18 protein-coding genes and 1 tRNA gene are annotated in these 22,204 nt (G+C 47.9%); 10 read left to right on the forward strand and 9 right to left on the reverse strand.

The window, feature by feature from the left end; all coding sequences use genetic code 11:
* The first annotated feature begins 69 nt into the window (after window positions 1-69).
* Complete coding sequence (locus tag BZG78_RS08035; protein WP_046075681.1) at window positions 70-1,722, forward strand: diacylglycerol kinase family protein; 1,653 nt, start codon at window positions 70-72, stop codon at window positions 1,720-1,722.
* Here the strand turns inward: BZG78_RS08035 and BZG78_RS08040 are convergent.
* Window positions 1,701-3,095, reverse strand: coding sequence for a sigma-54 dependent transcriptional regulator (locus BZG78_RS08040; protein WP_199877175.1), 1,395 nt, complete (start codon window positions 3,093-3,095; stop codon window positions 1,701-1,703). The two genes, BZG78_RS08035 and BZG78_RS08040, sit on opposite strands and share 22 nt — an antisense overlap.
* A gap of 235 nt (window positions 3,096-3,330) precedes the next feature.
* Here BZG78_RS08040 and BZG78_RS08045 point away from each other — a divergent pair, with 235 nt between their 5' ends.
* The 3 genes from BZG78_RS08045 (at window position 3,331) to BZG78_RS08055 (ending at window position 5,189) form a co-directional block, all read left to right on the forward strand.
* Window positions 3,331-3,909 carry a BON domain-containing protein gene (locus BZG78_RS08045; RefSeq protein WP_077660894.1) on the forward strand — a complete coding sequence of 193 codons (579 nt, stop codon included), beginning with the start codon at window positions 3,331-3,333 and terminating at the stop codon, window positions 3,907-3,909.
* Window positions 3,910-3,941: 32 nt separating this feature from the next.
* Window positions 3,942-4,223 carry a hypothetical protein gene (locus BZG78_RS08050; protein ID WP_077457317.1) on the forward strand — a complete coding sequence of 94 codons (282 nt, stop codon included), beginning with the start codon at window positions 3,942-3,944 and terminating at the stop codon, window positions 4,221-4,223.
* A 114-nt stretch (window positions 4,224-4,337) separates the two neighbouring features.
* Window positions 4,338-5,189: a DMT family transporter gene (locus tag BZG78_RS08055; RefSeq protein ID WP_077660895.1), complete on the forward strand. Its 852-nt coding sequence runs from the start codon at window positions 4,338-4,340 to the stop codon at window positions 5,187-5,189.
* Between the two features lie 100 nt (window positions 5,190-5,289).
* Here the strand turns inward: BZG78_RS08055 and glpD are convergent, their stop codons facing one another.
* From glpD to BZG78_RS08075, 4 genes are all read right to left on the reverse strand, one after another.
* A complete protein-coding gene (glpD, locus tag BZG78_RS08060; RefSeq protein ID WP_077660896.1) occupies window positions 5,290-6,831 on the reverse strand; it encodes a glycerol-3-phosphate dehydrogenase in 1,542 nt (513 codons plus the stop codon).
* Window positions 6,832-7,126: 295 nt separating this feature from the next.
* Window positions 7,127-8,650: a glycerol kinase GlpK gene (glpK, locus tag BZG78_RS08065; RefSeq protein WP_077460889.1), complete on the reverse strand. Its 1,524-nt coding sequence runs from the start codon at window positions 8,648-8,650 to the stop codon at window positions 7,127-7,129.
* Between the two features lie 63 nt (window positions 8,651-8,713).
* A complete protein-coding gene (locus BZG78_RS08070) occupies window positions 8,714-9,583 on the reverse strand; it encodes an MIP/aquaporin family protein (protein ID WP_025744339.1) in 870 nt (289 codons plus the stop codon).
* Window positions 9,584-9,869: 286 nt separating this feature from the next.
* Window positions 9,870-10,574: a riboflavin synthase gene (locus BZG78_RS08075; protein WP_025744340.1), complete on the reverse strand. Its 705-nt coding sequence runs from the start codon at window positions 10,572-10,574 to the stop codon at window positions 9,870-9,872.
* A gap of 153 nt (window positions 10,575-10,727) precedes the next feature.
* Here BZG78_RS08075 and BZG78_RS08080 point away from each other — a divergent pair, with 153 nt between their 5' ends.
* Entirely contained in the window at window positions 10,728-12,902 is a 2,175-nt protein-coding gene (locus BZG78_RS08080; protein WP_199877176.1) for a TonB-dependent receptor, read from the forward strand.
* 168 nt (window positions 12,903-13,070) lie between these two features.
* Complete coding sequence (locus BZG78_RS08085; protein WP_077660898.1) at window positions 13,071-14,084, forward strand: 2-hydroxyacid dehydrogenase; 1,014 nt, start codon at window positions 13,071-13,073, stop codon at window positions 14,082-14,084.
* 63 nt (window positions 14,085-14,147) lie between these two features.
* Here BZG78_RS08085 and yiaY read toward each other — a convergent pair whose 3' ends face one another.
* Window positions 14,148-15,296 (reverse strand): L-threonine dehydrogenase, encoded by a 1,149-nt coding sequence (yiaY, locus tag BZG78_RS08090; RefSeq protein ID WP_025744342.1) that lies wholly within the window; start codon window positions 15,294-15,296, stop codon window positions 14,148-14,150.
* 283 nt (window positions 15,297-15,579) lie between these two features.
* On the opposite strand from yiaY, the gene BZG78_RS08095 reads away from it, so the two are divergent.
* Window positions 15,580-16,218 (forward strand): OmpA family protein, encoded by a 639-nt coding sequence (locus BZG78_RS08095; protein ID WP_025744343.1) that lies wholly within the window; start codon window positions 15,580-15,582, stop codon window positions 16,216-16,218.
* Window positions 16,219-16,300: 82 nt separating this feature from the next.
* On the opposite strand, the gene BZG78_RS08100 is transcribed toward BZG78_RS08095, so the two are convergent.
* Complete coding sequence (locus BZG78_RS08100; RefSeq protein WP_242412999.1) at window positions 16,301-17,857, reverse strand: cryptochrome/photolyase family protein; 1,557 nt, start codon at window positions 17,855-17,857, stop codon at window positions 16,301-16,303.
* Between the two features lie 196 nt (window positions 17,858-18,053).
* Here BZG78_RS08100 and BZG78_RS08105 point away from each other — a divergent pair, with 196 nt between their 5' ends.
* Window positions 18,054-18,590, forward strand: coding sequence for a hypothetical protein (locus BZG78_RS08105; protein ID WP_077460883.1), 537 nt, complete (start codon window positions 18,054-18,056; stop codon window positions 18,588-18,590).
* Window positions 18,591-18,677: 87 nt separating this feature from the next.
* Window positions 18,678-19,340 (forward strand): glutathione S-transferase, encoded by a 663-nt coding sequence (locus tag BZG78_RS08110; RefSeq protein ID WP_077460882.1) that lies wholly within the window; start codon window positions 18,678-18,680, stop codon window positions 19,338-19,340.
* Window positions 19,341-19,363: 23 nt separating this feature from the next.
* Here BZG78_RS08110 and BZG78_RS08115 read toward each other — a convergent pair whose 3' ends face one another.
* The gene (locus BZG78_RS08115; protein WP_077660900.1) at window positions 19,364-20,029 is read right to left on the reverse strand and encodes a glutathione S-transferase family protein; all 666 of its coding nucleotides are present in this window, start codon (window positions 20,027-20,029) and stop codon (window positions 19,364-19,366) included.
* A 338-nt stretch (window positions 20,030-20,367) separates the two neighbouring features.
* On the opposite strand from BZG78_RS08115, the gene BZG78_RS08120 reads away from it, so the two are divergent.
* The gene (locus BZG78_RS08120; RefSeq protein ID WP_077605502.1) at window positions 20,368-21,975 is read left to right on the forward strand and encodes a peptide ABC transporter substrate-binding protein; all 1,608 of its coding nucleotides are present in this window, start codon (window positions 20,368-20,370) and stop codon (window positions 21,973-21,975) included.
* A gap of 116 nt (window positions 21,976-22,091) precedes the next feature.
* Here the strand turns inward: BZG78_RS08120 and BZG78_RS08125 are convergent.
* Window positions 22,092-22,167, reverse strand: a tRNA-Asn gene (locus tag BZG78_RS08125).
* Window positions 22,168-22,204 lie beyond the last annotated feature (37 nt).

Here is a 22,204-nt window from a genome sequence, read left to right on the forward strand (position 1 = left end):
AACGTATAGTAAAAGCTGGATTGTTTTACCGATGGCGTCTGTGCTTGAATAAAAAAGGAGTGAATAAGCGTGTTTATAGGTCCCTTTTATAGCTTGGTCGCCGCGTGTTTATTCACGATCAGCTGGTGGATACCTAACGTCCTTCTTACCTTGCTTTTCTCATGGTGTGCGGCAGCATTTTTCGCCGTTAGTATCGCTTATTGGCGTAATCAGCCTCGCCTTTTTCGCAAACGCCAGTCCGGGCAGTTGCCTCGCATCAGCCAGTGGGTGTTTGCGCCATTTTTCACCTTTACCCACCTGTACAATCGTTGGGCAAGAAAACGCGATGTTGCACCGCCCGTCCAGCAAGTCGCCCCTGGGCTCTATGTCGGTGCCCGCCTGACCTACAAAGACATCCCCGATCTTCAAGCGCAAGGTATTGATGGAATATTAGATGTTACCGCTGAATTCGAGAGCGTCGACCGTTTCACACAATCACAGGCTGTCGCCTATCTCTCGGTGCCCGTATTGGATCATGCCTATCCCTCGCGTAGCCAACTGATGCGCGCGTTACAATGGCTGCATCAACAGCGACAAGCCGGACACAAGGTGGTGGTGCATTGTGCACTAGGACGCGGACGGTCCGTGATGGTTGTTGCCGCCTATCTTTGGGCACTTTCTCCCCACCATTCGCTCGAGGATGTGCTTGGTGACATCAAAATGGTACGCCCCAAAGCACACTTGAACCAACGCCAGCGCCGCGCTTTAGTGCGTTTTCAGCAAAGCGGTGCGTTGCGGTTGGCGCGTCCCATTGCCTGGATCATTGCTAACCCTGCTGCAGGTGGAAAGAAATGGCGTAAGCACCGCGACTATATTCAGGCCTATTTAGGTGACGGGTATCGGTTAGTCGTCCATCAGACACGCCATAATCGTCGCAGTTATCAACTCGCTTGCCGCGCTGTTTCACAACAGGCTGATGTGGTGATCGCCGCCGGTGGAGACGGCACTGTCAACGCTGTTGCGCGAGCACTGATTAACACCGCAATCCCTTTAGGCGTATTACCGCTTGGCACCGCAAACGCCTTATGCCATGCATTGTGGGGGATAAAGACCAAATTTTTAAATATTGATGCCGCTTGCGATGTAATTTTAGATGGGACGCCACGAACCATCGACACCGCACGCTGTAACGGCAAAGTGGCGTTGTTAGTCGTGGGCGTTGGCTTTGAACAACAAATGATTCGCCACGCCGCTCGGGAGCAGAAAAATCAATTAGGCCAGTGGGCGTATTTGCAGGGTCTACTCGGGGCTGCCAGTCAAAATCAAGCCATCGATCTCACCGTTCAATTCGATCACCAAGCGCCTCAGTTGATCCGCACAACCAGTATGGTGGTCGCCAATGCCGCACCAATGACAACCTTATTAGCACAAGGGCAAGGCCAACCAAATTATGCCGACGGCAAACTCGATGTCACTTGGCTCACCGCGAGTTCTACCAAAACAGATACCGCGTTGTCCCTCATGGAATTAGCATTCGCGAGCCTGTTTGAAACACGATTAGGCCGCTTTACTCACTATCAGCAGGTCACACGCGTCTCGATACGTGCTACATCAGTCATTGACTATGTCATTGACGGCGAGCTTTATCGCGACCGAAAACTGACGATTGACGCGCAGCCTCAATCACTCGCGATCCTGTCTCCGCCTCTTCCTGATGCCGCTCAATCAGACGATAATGCATGATATTGCTGGAGTTTATTGTATAAGGTTTTAGGGCTGATCCCAAGCGCCTTAGCCGTACGCTGACGGTTTCCTTGACAGCGTGCGAGTGTTTGTAAAATCGCTGCTTTTTCGAGTTCATCAAGTCTGATTCCCTCTGGCAGCGAAAGCGCCTCAACCGCTGTTGACGGATCATCACCCATCACGTTAGTGGGTAGGTCCGTGACTTCAATGCACCCATTACTCAATAGAAAGCCATGCTCAATAGCATGTTTGAGTTCACGTACATTCCCTGGCCAGTGGTAGTGCTGGACGTGCTCGAGCGCGTTATCGCTAATGCTCACGGTTGTCTGATGATTAAAATTCAATTCAGCGAGGAAATGCGTGGTCAGTGCATGAATGTCATCTCCTCGCGCCCTTAATGGCGGAACCGTGACCACAAATTGTGCCAAGCGATAATAAATATCCTCACGCAGCTTGCCTTGCTGAATCGCCTCTTGCGCGTCGCGGTTGGTGGCGGCCAGAAGACGCACGTTCGCTTTTTGATTGCGTGTCGAACCAACCGGGCGGTATTCCCCTGACTCCAGCACCCTCAATAATTTCACTTGCAGCGACTGGGGCATTTCCGTTATTTCATCGAGAAACACCGTTCCCCCTTCGGCTTGGTAAAAAATCCCTTGGTGATCCTGATGCGCGCCAGTGAACGCCCCCTTGACATGACCAAACAACTCACTTTCGATCAGCTCTGGGCTCAGTGCCCCACAATTGACCGCCATAAAAAGGGCATCCCCCCCTTGGCTTCGCCTCTCCATCCCGCCTATGTCAGTCGGTCGACCCAAGCCATGAAGTGTTTTTGCGACATGCTCCTTGCCCACCCCACTCTCACCGATGATAAACACATTCGCTTGCGTTGGACCTAGTCGTTGAAGCTGGCGATACAGGGCCAGCATCGGGCTTGATGAGCCCAATAAATAGCCGTATTGATCTGCCTGGCTAGTAATAACGGGGGTACCCTGTAATTGCCCACGATCCCCACCGCGCATCTGATCAATAACGAGATGCTGGAAAGCCTGCTTATCGATAGGACGACGAAATACCATCGCTGCCATGTCTTGGGCGTGGTGATTCCAAGCAGGAAAGGGCGCACCATCAGTCAATAACACCCATTGCGTGTGGGTGACACGTGTCATGATGGTGAGCAGCTCATCGATATCGCCATCCTTGGTGTCAACATCTAATACGACCCAGTCAGGGCCATCAACCTGACACGCTTCCAACAGTGCGGCTAACGTATCAAAGCACACCACGTTCGTAGCTCGCGCGTTAAGCGCCACCTTTAGCATCTGACGCAAAGAGGCATCTGACGACTGAGGTAAATAAGCGAACAAGCAAGACATATACATCGCACTCCTTCCAAGCGTATTGTTGTTCTAGACTGCCATATCCAACCCTATAAATTAAGTAATAATTACTCTACATAAGAAAAAATTACCTAAATAAAAAACCTTCAATTCATCAGTACATAGTTAAATTATTGATTTTTAACTATTTTCAAAAATGGCATAGATTTCGCTTTTAGTAGCCCTAGCAGCGCCACAACGTTGCTCACACTCATTGAAAAAGGAGGATTTAATGAAGACGACTCCACAAGGTCGATTTCATCCTTTATTTGTATCATTAGGGTTAGCGCTTGCGCTTGGCGCTTCATCTGTCTCTGCAGCGAGCAGCGCCAATGACTGGCAAGATGAAGCCAAAGATGCGTGGATTGATGGCAAAGCCGAATCCATGCTGATGGTTAATACTGACCTAAACAACTTTGATATCAACACAGATGTAGAGCAAGGTGTGGTTATCTTAACGGGAAACGTAGACACTGAGTTGGATAAGAGCTTAGCTGGCGGTCTTGTGCGCCAAATCGACGGGGTCAGTCAGGTGGAAAATGATCTCACCGTTTCTCAACCCGCCAGCAAAGCCGCAGACTTAGGGCAAGCCGTTGTCGACACAAAAGTAAGTGCGGCATTAAAAACGAGCTTGCTACTTAATCCAGATATTAGCGGAACCAATATTAATGTCTCCGTTGAAGACGGCGTGGCAACCTTATCCGGAAAAGTCAAAAGTGATGGCGCTCGTGATCTAGCCGTCTTAATGGCGGAAAACGCCCAAGATGTCGAGCGTGTCATTGATGAACTTAAAGTAGAAGAAAATGCCTAAGGGTAATGACAAACCCCTAATAAGGAGATGCTATGCAACGCCAAGAAATGATTGAAAAATTACACGGCCGCTTACATGACTGGAATCAAGAAATTGATAAGCTTGAAGCCAAAGCGAACGTCGCATCAGCAAATGCAAAAGCCGAATACCGTGAGTCTATCGAGCACTTAAGAGCGCGAAAAGAACAAGCAAAAACGCGCATTGATGAGCTTCAAAATGCCAGTGACGAGGCGTGGGATGATATTAAACAAGGCGCCGAACAAGCATTAACATCACTTAAAGAAGCTTATGACTCGGCCAAACAGAAATTCTAGCTAACACACTAGGATTGAGACAATTTGCTCCAAAATCTTTGCCGCTCTCATCGGAGCGGCTTTTTTTTGTCTTTATGTTAAGGTAAGGCTTTAATATCACCAAGGAGAGGAAACATGCAGGCTCGCGCGCTTTTTATCGCTATATTGAGTGTTTTTGGCGCCATGTGCGCGATTCAATTCGGTGCCTCGTTTGCCAAGCAGCTGTTTCCTCTGGTGGGGCCTGTCGGGACAAGTGCTCTGCGAGTCGGGTTTTCCGCCCTGATACTATGGCTGGTTTTTCGGCCTTGGCGCCAATGGCCTCGTGGACGTCACTGGCGCGCTATTAGCGTTTATGGCAGTTGCCTGGGTGGCATGATGCTGCTGCTTTATTTAGCGATTGAAACCATTCCTCTCGGGATTGCCGTTGCACTCGAATTTACGGGTCCTCTTCTGGTTGCATTGCTTTCAATACGGCGCGCGCGGGACAGCCTTTGGATTGTGCTCGCCGTCGGCGGTGTGATCACATTGCTCCCGGATCTATCAGGCGTAAATGCCCTCGACCCACGAGGGGTTGCATACGCCCTAGCCGCCGGGGGCTGCTGGGCTGGCTATATTTTATTTGGTCAAAAAGCGGGTAATCTAGCGCCAGGCGGCGGCACTGTTGCACTGGGGATGACGGTTGCTGCGCTCTATCTTGTACCCGCGGGCTACGTTGCCACCGATGGCGCTCTGCTCCAGTGGCAACTGCTGCCATTGGGCATTGCGGTGGCACTCATTTCTAGCGCTATTCCCTACTCGTTAGAGATGATCGCGCTGCGAAATATGCCTAAGCAAACCTTCAGTGTGATGATGAGTTTAGAGCCCGCCGTTGCCGCAATGGCAGGGCTATTGGTTCTCGACGAGCAACTTGCACTGCGCCAATGGCTCGCCATCGGTATGGTAATCACTGCCTCGTTAGGCAGTACGTTATCGGCTAAAAGGCATTAACGAAAAGGCACTAACACCAACCAATAGAAAAGAGCGCCGATGGTCGGCGCTCTTTTTAGTCATCGAATCTTGTTCTCTGAACGACTCACTTTACCGAGTGTTAGCTCGCTTCACTCAATGGCAGTGCATGCACCTTAACGCGCTGTTGCTCGATGTACTGGCTAATCGCATCAGCCTGCTCTTCAGTCAAATAGAGACCAAGCTTCGTACGGCGCCATAGCGCGTCTTCAACATGCTGCACAAACTCGTGTTGAATGAGATAATTTAGCTCAGCTTGATAAACACCATCTGCAAACTGACGTCCCATATCTGCCTCGCTGGTGCAGCCTTTCATCAACTGATGGGTGCAAGTACCGTATGTGTCCACAAATCGCTGCGCCGTCTCGTGACTTAACCACGGGTAACGTTGCTTGATTGACATGGCCAGATCATCGCGACCACAGCTGAAGTCACCACCAGGTAACGTTCCGTTTGCGGTCCAAGGCTGACCCATTTTGTTAAAGAATGGCTCGAGTTTACGCATCGCGGACTCCGCCAGCTTACGATAAGTGGTGAGCTTACCGCCGAAAATGGATACGAGCGGCGCTTGACTGCCCTGCTGCTCTAACTCAATGGTATAGTCACGTGTCATTGCCTGCGGCGAATCCGATTCGTCATCACATAGAGGACGCACACCACTGTAGGTCCAAATAACATCCTCGCGTTTGATTTGGTGCGTAAAATGCTGATTGACCACATCAACCAGATAATCAACTTCAGCATCATCAATTTTAGCTTCACGCGGATCTGCTTTGTGTTCAACATCCGTGGTGCCAATCAGTGAAAACTTATCCAGGTAAGGGATCACAAATACGATACGACCATCATTATTTTGCAGAATATAGGCTTGTGGATCTTGATGGATACGTGGCACCACCATATGAGAGCCTTTGATCATTTTGATCCCACGTGGCGATTTTTCATGAAGACTATCGTCGTAGAATTGTTTGACCCAAGGCCCTGTTGCATTCACCAAGGCTTTCGACTTGCGCTCAAAACGCTCGCCGGTGTGTGCATCTTCCAAGGTAACACGCCAGATATTGTTTTCACGCTCTGCCGTCACCACTTTACAATAGTTACGGACTTCACCGCCTTTCTCTTTGGTAAACTGAGCGTTAAGCAGTGTGAGACGCGCATCATCTACCCACGCATCAGAGTACTCAAAACCGATCTTCATCTCTTTTTTCATATAGCCGGTTTTACTGAGATCCACTTTGTGGCTACTTGGTAACGTCGAACGTTTACCTAAATTGTCATATAAAAAGAGGCCACAACGAATCATCCACGCGGGGCGCAGATAAGAGCGATGCGGCAAACGAAAGCGCATAGGAAAGGCAATATGCGGCGCTTTGTTGATTAGCACTTCACGCTCTGCTAGCGCTTCGGAAACCAAACGAAATTCATAATGCTCTAAATAGCGAAGCCCGCCATGAATCAACTTTGAGCTTGCTGACGATGTGGCCGATGCGAAATCTTTTGCATCGTACAATCCAACATTAAGCCCGCGGCCTGCTGCATCTGCAGCGATGCCTGCACCATTGATACCGCCTCCCACGACGATAATATCGAGTAATGCTTCTTGATGAGTATTATGCGTAGTCATTATTAGCCGACCTTGTCCAGATATGAGCGAACGAACATTAATTGATGGGTGTAACTGTATATCAACTTTCGTTTTCGGTCACTATTAATGTTCGAAAAATTATTATCGAGTGTGACAAGTGTAGAATAAGTGTTATAAAAATGCGTGAATTGTGAACCGTAAAGCCAAGATTAACGTAGCAGAAGCAGGTCGTTGTCACTCTGTTATTCAATAAAGCAGAATTCACCCGTCTGCGTTCAGGCATAAAAAAAGGCGCGAAAACGCGCCTTTTTAAGATAACTCGGTTTAGACGTAATTAAATGTCTTCTTCCTCATCATGAAGCTGTGCCCATGCCTGAGCACATTTTACCGCACGCTTCCAACCACGGTAACGACGGTTCCGCTTTTCTTCATCCTGATGAGGCTCAAAGCTACGATTGAGTTTCGCTTTGTCTTTTAACTCATCCAGGCTACCCCAGAAACCAACAGCCATCCCCGCAAGATAACCTGCGCCCAGCGCCGTGACTTCCGTCACTTCGGGACGGTGAACTTCCGTATTAAGCACATCGGCTTGGAATTGCATCAAGAAGTCATTGGCAACGGCACCACCATCCACGCGTAACGCCGCGAGCTTGATACCTGAATCGGCTTGCATTGCATCCAATACGTCACGAGTTTGGTAAGCAATCCCTTCCAATGTTGCTCGAATAATATGATTTGAATTCACACCGCGCGTTAAGCCTACAATGGTACCGCGTGCATATGCATCCCAGTAGGGGGCGCCTAATCCCGTGAAAGCCGGGACCACATAAACACCATTTGACGTATCGACTTTAGTGGCAAAATACTCAGAATCATGCGCGTCTTCGAGCACTTTAAGCTCATCACGTAACCACTGGATAGAGGCTCCGCCCATAAAGACCGCGCCCTCAAGCGCATAAGAAGGTTCACCCTGTGGACCACAACCAATCGTCGTCAGCAGGCCATGAGAAGACGTAACTTTCTCTTGCCCGGTATTCATCAGCAAGAAGCACCCTGTGCCGTAGGTATTTTTCGCTTGTCCGGCTTCTACACACATTTGACCAAATAGCGCAGCCTGTTGGTCACCCGCGATCCCAGCAATTGGAATACGTGTCCCGCCTTTACCGCCGATATTCGTTTGCCCATATACCTCAGAAGAGCGACGCACTTCAGGTAACATTGAAGCGGGGATACCGAGCTCATCGAGCATTTTTTGATCCCAGCACATATCATTGATATTAAACAACATAGTTCGTGACGCATTGGTATAATCCGTCACATGCACACGCCCTTGGGTCATTTTCCAGACCAGCCAGGTATCCACGGTACCAAACAATAGCTTACCCGCTTCTGCGTCCTCTCGCGCGCCTTCGACGTTGTCCAAAATCCACTTCACTTTTGTACCTGAGAAATACGGATCAAGTACAAGCCCAGTGTTATCGCGAACATATGAAGTTAAACCACGCTCGCGCAAGTCATCACAAATGTCGGCGGTACGACGGCATTGCCACACAATCGCGTTGTACACAGGTTTTCCGGTTTCTTTATTCCAGACTACCGTGGTTTCACGCTGGTTTGTAATACCGATACCCGCAATCTCATCACTACGGATACCCGTTTTGCCCAACACCTCAACTAAGGTGGAGCTTTGTGTCGCGTAAATTTCCATTGGATCATGCTCGACCCAACCGGCTTGAGGATAAATCTGGGTAAATTCGCGCTGAGACACACCCACAATATTCGCGTCATGATCCATGACGACGGCGCGTGAGCTGGTAGTACCTTGGTCTAGAGCAACGATATATTTGTGCGCAGACATAATCGGGTTTCCTTCTATCTCTTATATTTTAGTCGTTATGGCGCACTAACGCGCCCATGCTACTTATGCGTTTACTTTTTGCGTCTCGGTTTCAGCCAGCTCCAGCTCCTCATCATCACACTGGTTAGGAATGGTGCAACCATGGCCCTCTTGAGGCAGGTATGGGGCAATCACTTTTGGATACAGCCAACCACCGAAACAGGCCCCTAAAATTGGTGCGACAATGGGCACAATAAAGTACGGAATATCGCGTGCGCCTGTCAGGGCATAATCCCATCCGGCAAAGAAGGCAAATAGTTTAGGACCGAAATCACGCGCAGGGTTCATTGCAAAACCGGTCAATGGACCTAACGAGCCACCGATAACCGCAATCAAAATACCGATGAGTAATGGATTCATTGGGCCACGTGCAGCGCCATTATTTTCATCGCCTAGCGCTAAGATGCCAAACATCAACACCGCTGTGATCACAAATTCAACCGCCATGGCACCCATGAAAGACAGAGCTTGATGCGGATACGTTGAGAAGATACCTGCGGTTGCTAAGGCCTCGGGGCTACTCCGAACAACATTATTGGCTAACTCCCACTCGACGAAAAGATTGCTATATAGACTGTAAACAAGTGCGGCGGACGCAAACGCACCAAGCATTTGCGAAATAATGTAGGGAACAACTTTACTTTTATCAAAGCCATGGAAGGCCGCGAGAGCGATGGTAACGGCAGGATTAATATGCGCGCCTGAGACACCTGCTGTGCAGTAAATGGCAATCGCCACACCAAAGCCCCAGACGATACTGATTTCCCACTGACCAAAATCGGCGCCAGTCAGTACCAGCGCTGCCACACAACCCACGCCAAAGAAAATGAGCAAGCCCGTGCCGATAAACTCGGACACGCACTCGCCTAATAGAGTCGACGATGCTTTTTTCATGATGATTATCCTTGTCACTGTTAGTAGGGGTACACGTTCAAAACCACACTACCATTTTGCATAATCACAGCATCTCGAAAACAAACTCACAACAAAAATGAGCGTTCGAGCATAATTTTATGACTTAATACTGACATTTTTGTTAACTACATCATTATTTGAGCACGTTCGCGCACAAAATGCGCAAACACAGTGGGATTGCTAGAAAGCTAGGGATGGCAAGGCTTGGCGCCCCTCATATCCATGCAGTGATCGTTGAGGAGCGCGCTTTGTTGTTATATTTTTGTTATCGAGAGGTTGGCATTGAGACCCCAAGTGTATCAAGATCGATCCCTTTCTCCTTTGCTAACGATTCGAGCACAGGAAGTAAGGGGCCAAGCTTTTCGCTCAACGTATCACGCACGGTATCCACCATCACTTGGGTTTGTCGCTCGATTTCTATATTAACGGAATCACCGACAGTCTTTCGCTCGAACGTTGTCATTCGCCGCGTCTCTGGGATCAACCAAACGTCAAACCACCCTTCATCCTTGTTTACGTCGGCAATGGTCAAGCTTGCACCATTAATAGCGATATAACCTTTGGCAAAGATGTAGCGCATCCATGACGTTGCTAAGGAAAATCGCAATCGACAATTTTCCTCTTGAAACAGCACGTCATGCACTAAAGCACAGCAATCCACATGCCCCGATAACGGATGTCCGCCGATTTCTGCGCCATCTTTCGCTGCTCGCTCCGCATTCACGCTATCGCCAGTATTAAACGAACGTAACGTCGTTATCGCTAAGCTTTGTAGCATCACATCAAAACGCACAAGATTCGCTTCTAATCGCTCAGTGACCGTCAAACATACGCCATCAATGGCGACACTGGCACCAATTTCTAATCCATCACAAAAGCCATCTGGGAAGCGAATATCGAACGTTCGAATACCTTGGTGATCGCGACAAACGTCAATATTTGCCACCGCTTGAATAATTCCGGTAAACATGGGGGATATCCTCTTAAGAATTTCCCATAATCATACTGCTTGGCAACAAAAATAACCAATGCGCACAAGTGATAATCAATCTCATTAGCATTGATAGTTGTGATTAGCCGGCGTATAGTGCGCATTTTTATACGTCAGTAAAGTATTATGAGTATGCCGTATCCTTCTTTATGCTTTGCCATTTTGGCAGCCTTCGCTATTGGCATTCATACCGCCAGTGCTAACACGAATCGCTCTCCCGACAGCATTGAAACCATTAAGGTGCAAGGTGAGCAACTAAACCATCCTATTACCCTTATTTCACCGGGAAAATCGACTTTAGAGCTGGACGATATTCAACGCGAACAGGCTCATAACATCGGAGAGTTGGTCATGAAAATGCCCGGCGTCTCACTTGATGCCGGTGCGCGCCCAGGCAGTGAACGTATCAATGTGTGGGGGTTTTCTCACCCCTCAGCACTATCTGTCCGTATAGATGGTGCTCCAGTCGGATTTCAACAGTATCGATATGGCAGTTTTTTCCTCGATCCTCAGTTGCTAAGATCTGTCCGCGTGGTAAAAGGCGATCATAACGTTCGTGCCAGTGTGGGCGCCTTTGGCGGCAGTTTTATTATGGAAACAAAAGAAGCTGCAGACTTTCTTGATGCGGATGAGTCAATCGGTGCGACGGCTCAGGCTGGCTTTAATAGCGTGAACCAACAATGGAAACGCAGTATTACTGCCTTTGGCAAATCCGACTCTGGCTGGTCGGTATTGCTCCATGGGTCAAAACGTGATGCAGATGATATTGAGCTAGGAAACGGAGAGACATTTGATTTCTCGGGCTACGCCCAACATAGCTTGCTCGGTAAAATTCATTATCAATCTGGTGCGCATGATTTTATGTTAAGCCACACACGGTATGACGACCAGGGAAGAAAACCGTGGGCAAATCGACGCGGCGCCATGCCTTCGATTAGTGATTACAAAATAGATAAGTATGGTAGCTACGAAGCGGCATTATTTGCCACATCGGTGGATAATCATTATCGCGAGTATACCAGTACCCTGAATTACCACTATCAACCGTTTAATAACTTTATAGACACTAGTGTCGTGATCGCACATTCACAAAACCATCGTTATTGGGAGAGACCCGACAGCACCTATCAATCTTATATTTCTTCGGGTCAATACGGTCATCAGGTATGGTTATCATATGAGCGTTGGTTTGCAGAATTGACGAATACTAGCCACTTCGGTGATCACGAAATTATGATCGGCGCTCAATACCAAGACCAAAACCGAGACTCTCGCGTTTACAATCATACTTATCGAAAAAAACCAGCGAAAAACTACGGGTACTATACACCAAACTTTGAACCATCTGGTGAACAGCGAACTCAAAGTGCGTTTGTCCAAGATAGATACTTCATTACTCCAGATCTCGAACTAACCGCCTCGCTGCGCTATAACCATATTCGATCAGAGGGCGTTCCGAATTTAGCACCTGATTATAACGACCCATCTGTGGGTCATGACTATAGTGCTGTTACTCACCAGGGTTGGGAGCCGCGTATTGCATTGGTCTACGATGTCAGTCCATCTACGCAAATCAAAGCCGCCTATGCTTATGGCTTGAAAGCACCAACAATTGACGAATTGTATACGGTGCAGTATGCAAGAGCCTCTAAACGGGCCTCGACAAGTCGGGATCTTTCCGTGACTCGAGTCAATGCGTATCTATTAGGTATGACTAATGAGCATCAACGTGTGTTGACTGAAAGCGATCACCTTGCTACTGAGGTCACGCTGTTCTGGAATGACATCATTCATGACGTTGCTCAGCGTCGTGGCATAAATGCGACAAAACAAAAAGAAGGCTACTATACCAACCTAGAAGGGCTATATACCTACGGCCTCGACGCACAGTTACAATATCGTCTCTACGATTGGTTCACCGATGCGTCTGTTTCTATTGTTAGGGGGAAACATAAAGGATCATTGCGCGATAGCACGGGCGCAGACGAATACTGGTACGAAACCCCACCACTAAGTGCAATGTTCGGTATCGGACGCCAACTGACAGATACCATTCAAATCGCATGGCAAGGGCAATATTGGGACGAGCAAGATCGTGTTCCTAACGAGCCTTCTTTGCACACTGCAAACGTGGCAAGTGACGCCTACTTTTTCCAAAACTTGTATGGTGAATGGAAGCCCAGTGATGATTTTGTACTACGTGCCACTATCGTCAATCTTACCGATCAATATTACTCACCCTACCTTTCTGCCGGCGTGCCAGCAGCTGGCCGAGATATACGCATTAATACCACTATTAGGTTCTAGGCAAGCGAGGGAGACACAACATTATCAAAGCCGAACACAAGTTCGGCTTTGCAATTTCGTACCATAACCGACACGATTATCCTGATAAATTTAATGGTTTATTTCTGATCAAAATCACGTTATTGATAGAGACCATTCACCTCCCCCGATTAAACCGGAGGCTATTTAATGACGACCATTGCCGTATTTAGCGCGAAATCTTATGACAAGGCCGCCTTTACTCATGTCAACGACGCATTTGCGTACACGTTTGAGTTTCATGATTTCCAACTCACTGACAAAACAGCCAAAATGGCGCAAGGTGCCGAGGTGGTTTGTGCGTTTGTAAACGATGATTTGTCTCGCCCCGTACTTGAAATTCTCGCAAAGGCAGGGACTTCTCTCGTAGCCTTGCGTTGCGCTGGCTACGACCGTGTCGATCTCGACGCAGCTAAATCACTGGGGATCACGGTTGTGCGCGTGCCCGCGTACTCGCCTGAATCGGTCGCCGAGCACACGGTTGGCATGATGATGTGTCTTAATCGTCGTTTCCATAAAGCGTATCAACGTACCCGCGACGCCAACTTTGAGCTCGAGGGTTTAGTCGGCTTCAACTTTCATGGCAAAACAGTGGGGATTATTGGTACAGGAAAAATTGGTATTGCGACCATGCGCATTCTCAACGGCCTAGGGATGCGTCTACTCTGCCACGATCCCTATCAAAACCCACAGGCCCTTGAACTGGGGGCGGAATATGTTTCAAAAGAAACGCTTTATGCGCAAAGTGATGTGGTTTCTTTACATTGCCCCATGTCTAAAGAGAACTACCATTTACTCAGTGCCAACGCATTCAATCAAATGAAAGACGGTGTGATGGTGATAAACACCAGTCGGGGCGAGCTTCTTGATTCTGTCGCGGCCATCGAGGCACTCAAACAAGGCCGAATTGGCTCATTAGGCTTAGATGTCTACGACAATGAGCGCGATCTCTTTTTCCAAGATAAATCGAATGATGTGATTGTGGATGACGTATTTCGTCGGCTTTCAGCCTGCCACAACGTATTGATTACCGGCCACCAGGCTTTCTTAACCAAAGAAGCACTGCACAACATTGCCGAGACCACATTGGCGAACATTCAGATCGTACTAAGCGGTCAGACTTGCCAAAACCAAATCGTCGAAGTGGAAGACAGAAGCGATTAACGCCGATTAAAAAAGGCCTGATCACTCAGGCCTTTTGTTCTTCAATATCGATTTAGCGGCTGATTACATGGCTTCCATGAAAATTTTAGCGATTTCTTCATGGGTTGCTTGCTTCGGATTGGTAAACCCGCAAGCATCTTTGAGCGCATTTTCCGTCAACACATCAATATCGTCTTGTTTAACGCCCAATTCATTCAGACCTGCAGGAATACCTACATCCGTTGACAACGACTGAATCGCTTGGATTGCGGCTTTCGCACCTTCATCCTCAGTCATGTTTTCGGTATCAACGCCCATCGCAGTTGCCACATCGCGTAAACGACTTGCACAGACTTGCGCGTTATAGCGCTGAACATGGGGTAGCAATACCGCGTTACACACACCATGAGGGAGGTCATAAAACCCGCCGAGCTGATGTGCCATGGCATGCACATAGCCGAGCGACGCATTATTGAATGCCATACCGGCCATAAACTGCGCATAAGCCATTTGTTCACGTGCCTCAATATTCTGTCCGTCAGCCACGGCGGTACGAAGGTGCTCTTGAATCAAGGTCATTGCTTTGAGCGCGACGGCATCCGTGATCGGTGTCGCGGCGGTTGATACATACGCTTCAACGGCGTGAGTTAATGCGTCCATTCCGGTCGCCGCGGTTAGTGAAGCTGGCTTCGCGAGCATAAGCTCAGGATCATTCACCGAGATAATTGGCGTGGTATGCTTATCGACAATCGCCATCTTAATATGACGTTCTTCTTCAGTAATAATACAAAAACGCGTCATCTCAGATGCCGTGCCGGCTGTTGTATTGATCGCAATCAGTGGCAGTTGAGGTTTCGCCGATTGATCGACACCTTCATAATCACTGATATGGCCGCCGTTCGTGGCAACTAAAGCGATACCCTTCGCACAATCATGCGGCGATCCGCCACCCAAAGAGATCACGCAGTCACATTGATTCGCTTGCAAAAGCTCAAGGCCTTGCGCCACATTGCCGGTTGTTGGGTTAGGCTGAGTACCGTCATACACCACACTGTCAACCTGGCGACTATCCAGTAACGCCGCGATTTGTTTGACGACACCAATTTCGTTCAGCACCTTATCGGTGACAATGAGGGCTTTTTTAAATCCATGCGATTGAATAGCGTCTGCGGCTTCTGAAAGGCATCCGGCACCCATGAGGTTAACCGCTGGGATAAAGAAAGTGCTCGACATGATCCTTGACTCCTTTTGTAGGGATAACAGAGGTTTTAGCAGAAAGTGCTTTCCCCTTTTGATGCCATTTTGTAACACGCCATTAGTTCGTCACATTTTGATCCAGCGCAATTTGCTAGGCAAGATAAACAAAATAAAAGACAAAACTGAGAGTTGTGTCTGCGACGGAATCCATTGTGTTTAAAACATCAGCAGAAAATCATTTTTTTGACACTTTCTTGAAGAATAATGTCTAACATGCAATAGAGTAGAGTCATCGCTAACTTGTGATAGAGAGAACACAATGGGAACAAAATATAAACTTACTGCGGTTGCGGTTTTGACTGCCTCACTGGCATTAACAGGCTGTGAATCCATGTCGAATGCCCAAAAAGGTGCGGCCATTGGCGCGATCACTGGTGCGATTGCGGGTAAGTCCACCTCTAACCACAAAGATAAACGCGCATTTATCGGGGCAGCCATTGGTGCGATCGGTGGTGCCGCGGTGGGCAACTATATGGATAAGCAAGAGCAGGCTTTCCGTGAGGAATTGGCAGGCTCCGGGATTCAAGTAGTGCGAGAAGGGGATAACATTCGTTTGATCATGCCATCGAATATTACCTTTGGATTGGATCAAGATGCTATCGCCGCCGACTTCTATCCCACCCTCAATGCGGTTTCCAACGTCATGCGCAAATACGACAAAACCTTTTTAAGCATTGAGGGCCATACCGACAACACAGGGGCAGCCTCATACAACCAAGGCTTGTCTGAGCGACGTGCGATGAGCGTTAAACGCTATCTTGCCAGCCAGTCTATCGACAATGCGCGCCTTTATACCTCTGGATTTGGCGAAACACGTCCACTCGTTGCCAATAACAGTGCATCCAATCGCGCATTGAATCGTCGGGTTGAGATTCAAGTGGTGCCAAACACCCAATAGCGGCGGTGATCAGTCAAGAATGACACAACACGGTGCGCTTATTGGCAGTAAGCGCACCGTAAAGAGGTATTGACCACCAACACTAGAGATTATCGAGGTGAGCAAGCAAATAGTCTGCACGCTCAAGCATGGCCTCGCGCTGGGCAGCGTCCATTTTATCCCAGTTTCTGTAAGGCATAGCCATTCTTGGATTTCGACTAAAGCGATCGCGATGACGCTGCATAAAATGCCAATAAAGTGCATTCAGTGGACACGCGTTATCCCCCACTTTCTCTTTCACTGAGTAATGACAATCCCCGCAATAATCACTCATGCGATTAATATAAGCGCCACTGGCCGCATAGGGTTTCGTGCCAACCAACCCGTTATCAGCAAATTGCGTCATCCCCCTGGTGTTAGGCATCTCAACCCATTCTATCGCATCAATATAAATTGATAAGTACCAGTCATCGACGGCATCCGGGTTAATACCGGCTAGCAAGCAAAAGTTCCCCGTTACCATGAGTCGTTGAATATGGTGTGCGTAGGCCGTTTGCAATGACTGGGTCACCGCTTGAGACACACAGCGCATTTTGGTTTGCCCATCCCAGAAATAACGCGGGAGTGGTCGATTTGCCTCGAGGACATTTTTCTCTGCATAAGCAGGCATATTTGCCCAATATACGCCACGTATGTACTCCCGCCAGCCTAATATTTGACGCACAAAGCCTTCAATCTGCGCTAGGTTGATGGCATCACTATGTCGGAAATACGCAATCGCGACGGTAATCACCTGCATGGGATGAAGTAACTTTGCATTCAGTGCAAACGACAAACGGCTGTGATAGAGGCTCCATTGGTGATCGCTACGACCCGTCATGGCATCTTGAAACTGACCAAACAGAGGCAAGCAATGACGGCAAAAGTGATCCAACAAGGCTTTCGCCTGTGATCGTGTCACAGGCCAGAGTAGGTCTGGTGCAGGTTCACCGATCGTCGCAACGTTATGCCGTTCGATACGAGCTAAAATATCGCGAACATCGTTACTGAATACTAAGGGAGACGGAATGGCAGCTAAATCGCTTTTTTTGAGCTTGTTACGATTATCTTGATCGTAATTCCAGCGTCCTCCTTCTGGCGTATCACCGTCCATCAGGACACCAAACTGGCGACGCATATCCCGATAAAAATACTCCATTTTACGATGTTTATTCGCCGTAAACTGAGTCGCTATATGGTCGTAAGACAATAAAAAATGCTCTGTATCAACACATTGGATTGCCACTTTATCGGGGAGATTGAGCGCGATGAGTTGCTGCGAAAGCCGATACTCGTCCGGCCGCTGATACGCAAAGGTGTTTACCTGATAATGTTCACACAAAGCACTTATTAGCGCGGGTAAATCTTGATAGCGTTGAGTGTCATCTAAAGTGAGGTAACAGACATGGTGACCCGCTTGCTCAAGTGCATGGGAAAAGGCCGCCATCGCCGCGAAGAATGCGCTTACCTTTTGGACATGATGCCTGACATAGGTGGCTTCTTGGTTAAGCTCCGCAACCAAATAAAGCACAGAGTCATCGGTCTGTTTAAACCATGAATGGCTCGCATTGAGCTGATCGCCCAGCACCAAGCGCAAAGTTTTATAGTGCGTGCTCTTCACTGGCACCTCGTTGTCATAATAAGTGTTGCAAGATAAATGTTGCAAAATCATACGCAGCAAACCACATTTTCGATGATTGCCTAGCTCAACCAGCTTGAATATCTGCCAAAACGCTCTACATTGGTCCAAACACTAGCCATTATGCCCTACTCTTATGCGCGCACTTCTTGTCAGATTTTGCCTGTTGATCACTCCAATGATAGTTGTCTATCCGACATTGGCAATGAATGAGCCCGCTAGCCAGTTTGTACAAGACCTTCGCTTCCACGGCTACATAGATAATTACGGTAACGTAAAACTGCGGTTTGCGCCGATTACAGCACTCCCTGCAGGGTTCAAAACAAAAGGGTACCTGGATATTGAAGCCAGTGATATTGTACGGCTACCTCGCGGATTAGAGGTGGGCGGGTATTTTAACGCGGCCAATACCGCTTTGAAGCAGCTACCGAGAATGAAAGTCGGTGGCTATATTAACCTGACCAATACACAAATAACGCGTCTGCCCCCTAACCTCGTGGTGCGAGGCGATTTAAGCCTGGTCAATACGCCATTGACAGCGCTCCCTCAGCGTCTATTTGTTGAAGGCAATTTATACCTCACGAACTCGCCGATAAACGCTATTCCTGACGATATCTATATCGGCGGCAATCTGTATATTCGCGGTACAAATATTCAAGAAATCAGTCCGGATCTTCGTATCGAAGGACAAGTCCTTCCCGCTCTTACCCAATGATCTGCCAACCATTATTGATCGAATCAGCATTAGAGTCGTACGTTATCCCGAGCCTAGTTTTTAAATTACAGTCTAAAACGGTCCGATATGATTACTTTACATCATTTAGAGCAATCGCGGTCTCAGCGTATTGTTTGGTTATTGGAGTCTTTGGCGGTTCCATATCAGTTGGTTCGCCACCAGCGTGACCCAAAAACCAAACTCGCACCGCGTGAGTTGAAACAAATACACAGCTTGGGGAAAGCGCCCGTGATCGAAGACGGGGACATTGTGATTGCGGAATCTGGCGCAATCATTGAATATTTGTTAGATACATACGGGGATGGCAGCTTAATACCTGAAACAAAAACAGAGAAGAGCCTCTATCGATACTGGATGCATTATGCCGAAGGCTCTCTGATGCCACCATTGGTGATGTCTCTGATATTCAGTAAAATTCCAGAATCTCCCATGCCATTTTTTATTCGGCCCCTAGCCCGAAAGCTGATGGATGGTGTGAAGCAGCAGTTCCTGACGCCGCAGTTACACGACCATTTCGCTATGATAGATAATCATTTAGCGCATCATAAATGGCTCTGTGGGGACCAAATCACAGCGGCCGATATTCAAATGAGTTTTCCATTATTGGCAGCGCGCCCACAGCTTCATACCGAACATCACGCCAACATTTTTCGCTATCTGGAGCAAGTTGAGCAGCAACCCGGCTACCAGAATGCGTTATGCGTGGTCGGCCCCCTAAAAACACTGTAACAAAGACAGTGTTAAGGCTTGTATTATGCAGGCAGAGTCGACTCTGCTTGCATGATCCAACGCTGATAGCCTGGCAAATCAGCTAACTGCTGATACCAGCGAGAGATATTAGGTGGCAAGGTTAAAGACGCCTCATTATGCAAGCTATGGATCAAACTTCCTATCGCAATATCAGCCAATGTTATGCGATCTGATGCGAGATATTTTTGCTCCGCCAGTACCTCATCGATTCGTTCCAGATGATAACGACACTGCTCTAGCGCCTTTTCTCGTGATGACATAGCTCGTGATGACATAGCTTGTGAAGACATAGCTTGTGAAGACATAGCTTGTGGGTGGTCAGAGGCTGAAGAGAATAACGCCCTTTTAATAACGGGTTGGAATGAGGAGAGACACCAGTCCATCCAGCGTTCATAACATGATCGTTGAAACGCACAATCCGGATACCACATTTTGTTACCATAACAAGCAACGAGGTAGCGCAATATGGTATGTGACTCCCACACGCTATTCGGGCCGTCTTCTAAAACGGGGGTTTGTTGCATCGGACAACGCTCAGCGATGGCTTGTGCGTCACGATGGCTATGACAAATATCGACTTCTTCTAGCGCAATACTTAAATCCAGCTCCTCAATCAACCACATCACTTTCTGAACATTTATTGACAGCGGATGTCCGTACACTTTCATTTTACTCTCCTTGTAACAGTCAGAAGCAGTTCCTTGCCTTGATTTTATTTGATTTAAGATGAATGTTTGAGGCTCGCATAATCCAACGAGCTTAGCAAGTCATCGTGTTTCTATGCTAAAAGCATGACAACTTAGCCATACAAACACCGGGAAGACCAACGATCATGCTGCTTTAATCGCTTAAACCCCTGTTTAATGCTGCTCGCGAGGTGTCACCTTTTATTGCTGTCACCAACGCGCATCATATTTCTTTCATCTAGGTTTTATTTCATCAGCAATTAGGGTTAATCTATTGATTGTTAAGATTTATTAACAAAACACTCAACCAAGGAAGGCTTATGAAAATCAAGATACTCGCCAGTGCCATGGCGTTAACATTATGCAGTTCAGCGTTTGCCGCCCAAGTGCCAGAGAATGTCACCCTCGCTAATGAACAGACCCTCATTTGGGGCGTCGCCGGTGAAGTACCAACACTAGACCCGACCAAATCCAGCGATACCGCCAGCAATAAAATTATCTCCGATTTATTTGAAGGGTTAATGATTCGTAATCCAGAAGGCGAGGTTGTGCCCGGCCTGGCGAAAGACTGGGAAATCAGTGACGATGGACTTAAATATACGTTTCATCTACGTGATGCGAAATGGTCAGACGGTGAGCCTATAACGGCCGACGACGTTATCTTTACCTTACGACGTGTCGTCGATCCTGTTACAGGTGCGCCTTACGCTTGGTATTTAGGGACCGCCAATATTCAGAACGCAAAAGCGATCACTGACGGCGAAAAGCCAGCAGAGCAACTCGGGGTTAAAGCCATTGACGATCACACGGTTGAGTTTACCCTGGAACGCCGTACGCCTTACTTCCCCAATATGCTGACTCACTCATCAACGTATCCAGTACCACAGCATGCGCTTGAAGCGTTTGGTGACAGCTGGACTCGCCCCAACAATATGGTGAACTCGGGTGCCTACAATCTCACTAACTGGGTCATTAATGAGCGCATTGATCTTGAGCGAAATCCGCTTTATTGGAACGACAAAGAAACAGTGATTAATAAGACTTCGTATGTTGCATCAAGTAATGTCAATGCTGAATATAACCGTTATCGTACCGGCGAGATCGATATCACCTCGAGCTTCCCTTTGGAAGCGTATGATCAAATCAAAAAAGAACGCCCTAATGAATTGATCACCATGCCGTCTTTAGCAACCTATTATTACTTATTTAATACCGAAAAGGCCCCTTTTGACGATGTCAGAGTGCGCAAAGCCTTATCTTATGCCATTGATAGAAACATCATCACCGATATTATTCTCGGCCAAGGCCAAATTCCTGCGTATGGCGCTACCCCACCAGCGATTAACCACTTTGAGGCACCCAAGCTTGAATGGGCGGAAATGAGTCAGGATGCGCGCTATCAAAAAGCCAAATCCTTATTGGCGGAAGCCGGGTTTACGCAAGACAATCCACTGGAGTTTGAACTGGTTTACAACACTATGGAGTCACACAAAAAACTGGCACTGGCAGTAACCTCGATGTGGAAACGCCACCTCCCGGTTGATGTCAACTTAGCCAACCAAGAGTGGAAAACCTTTTTACAAAAAGTGCTGCAAAAAGATTTTGATGTCGCCCGAGACGGTTGGATTGGTGACTATAACGAAGCATCGACGTTCTTGAGCTATTTCAGTAGTGACGGTATGAATAAAACCAGTTGGGGGAATAAAGATTATGATCACGCGCTGGATCAGGCTTTGACGGTCGTCGACCCGGAAAAACGCAACGATTACTATCAAGAAGCTGAGCGTATTTTTGCTCGCGACATGCCAGCCATTCCGCTGTACTTCTACACACGTAGTGTGATTAAAAGCCCTAAAGTAGGCGGTTATAACGTTGAGAACCCGAATAAATTGCGGTACACCCGTAATCTATACATAACGCAAAATTAATGGCAGAAAGTGCAAACGCCACGCTACCTAGCGTGGCGTTTGACAATACGTGACAAAATCCAAAAAAAAACGCAAAAAAAAAACGCCAGCCTTTCGGCTAGCGCTTTCTCTAAATTTGGCTCCCCCAACTGGACTCGAACCAGTGACATACGGATTAACAGTCCGCCGTTCTACCAACTGAACTATGGGGGAATTGTCTTTTTCGACAACGAGCGAGATGATAGGCAAT

Source organism: Salinivibrio sp. MA351 (assembly GCF_001996065.1).
Classification (GTDB): domain Bacteria; phylum Pseudomonadota; class Gammaproteobacteria; order Enterobacterales; family Vibrionaceae; genus Salinivibrio; species Salinivibrio costicola.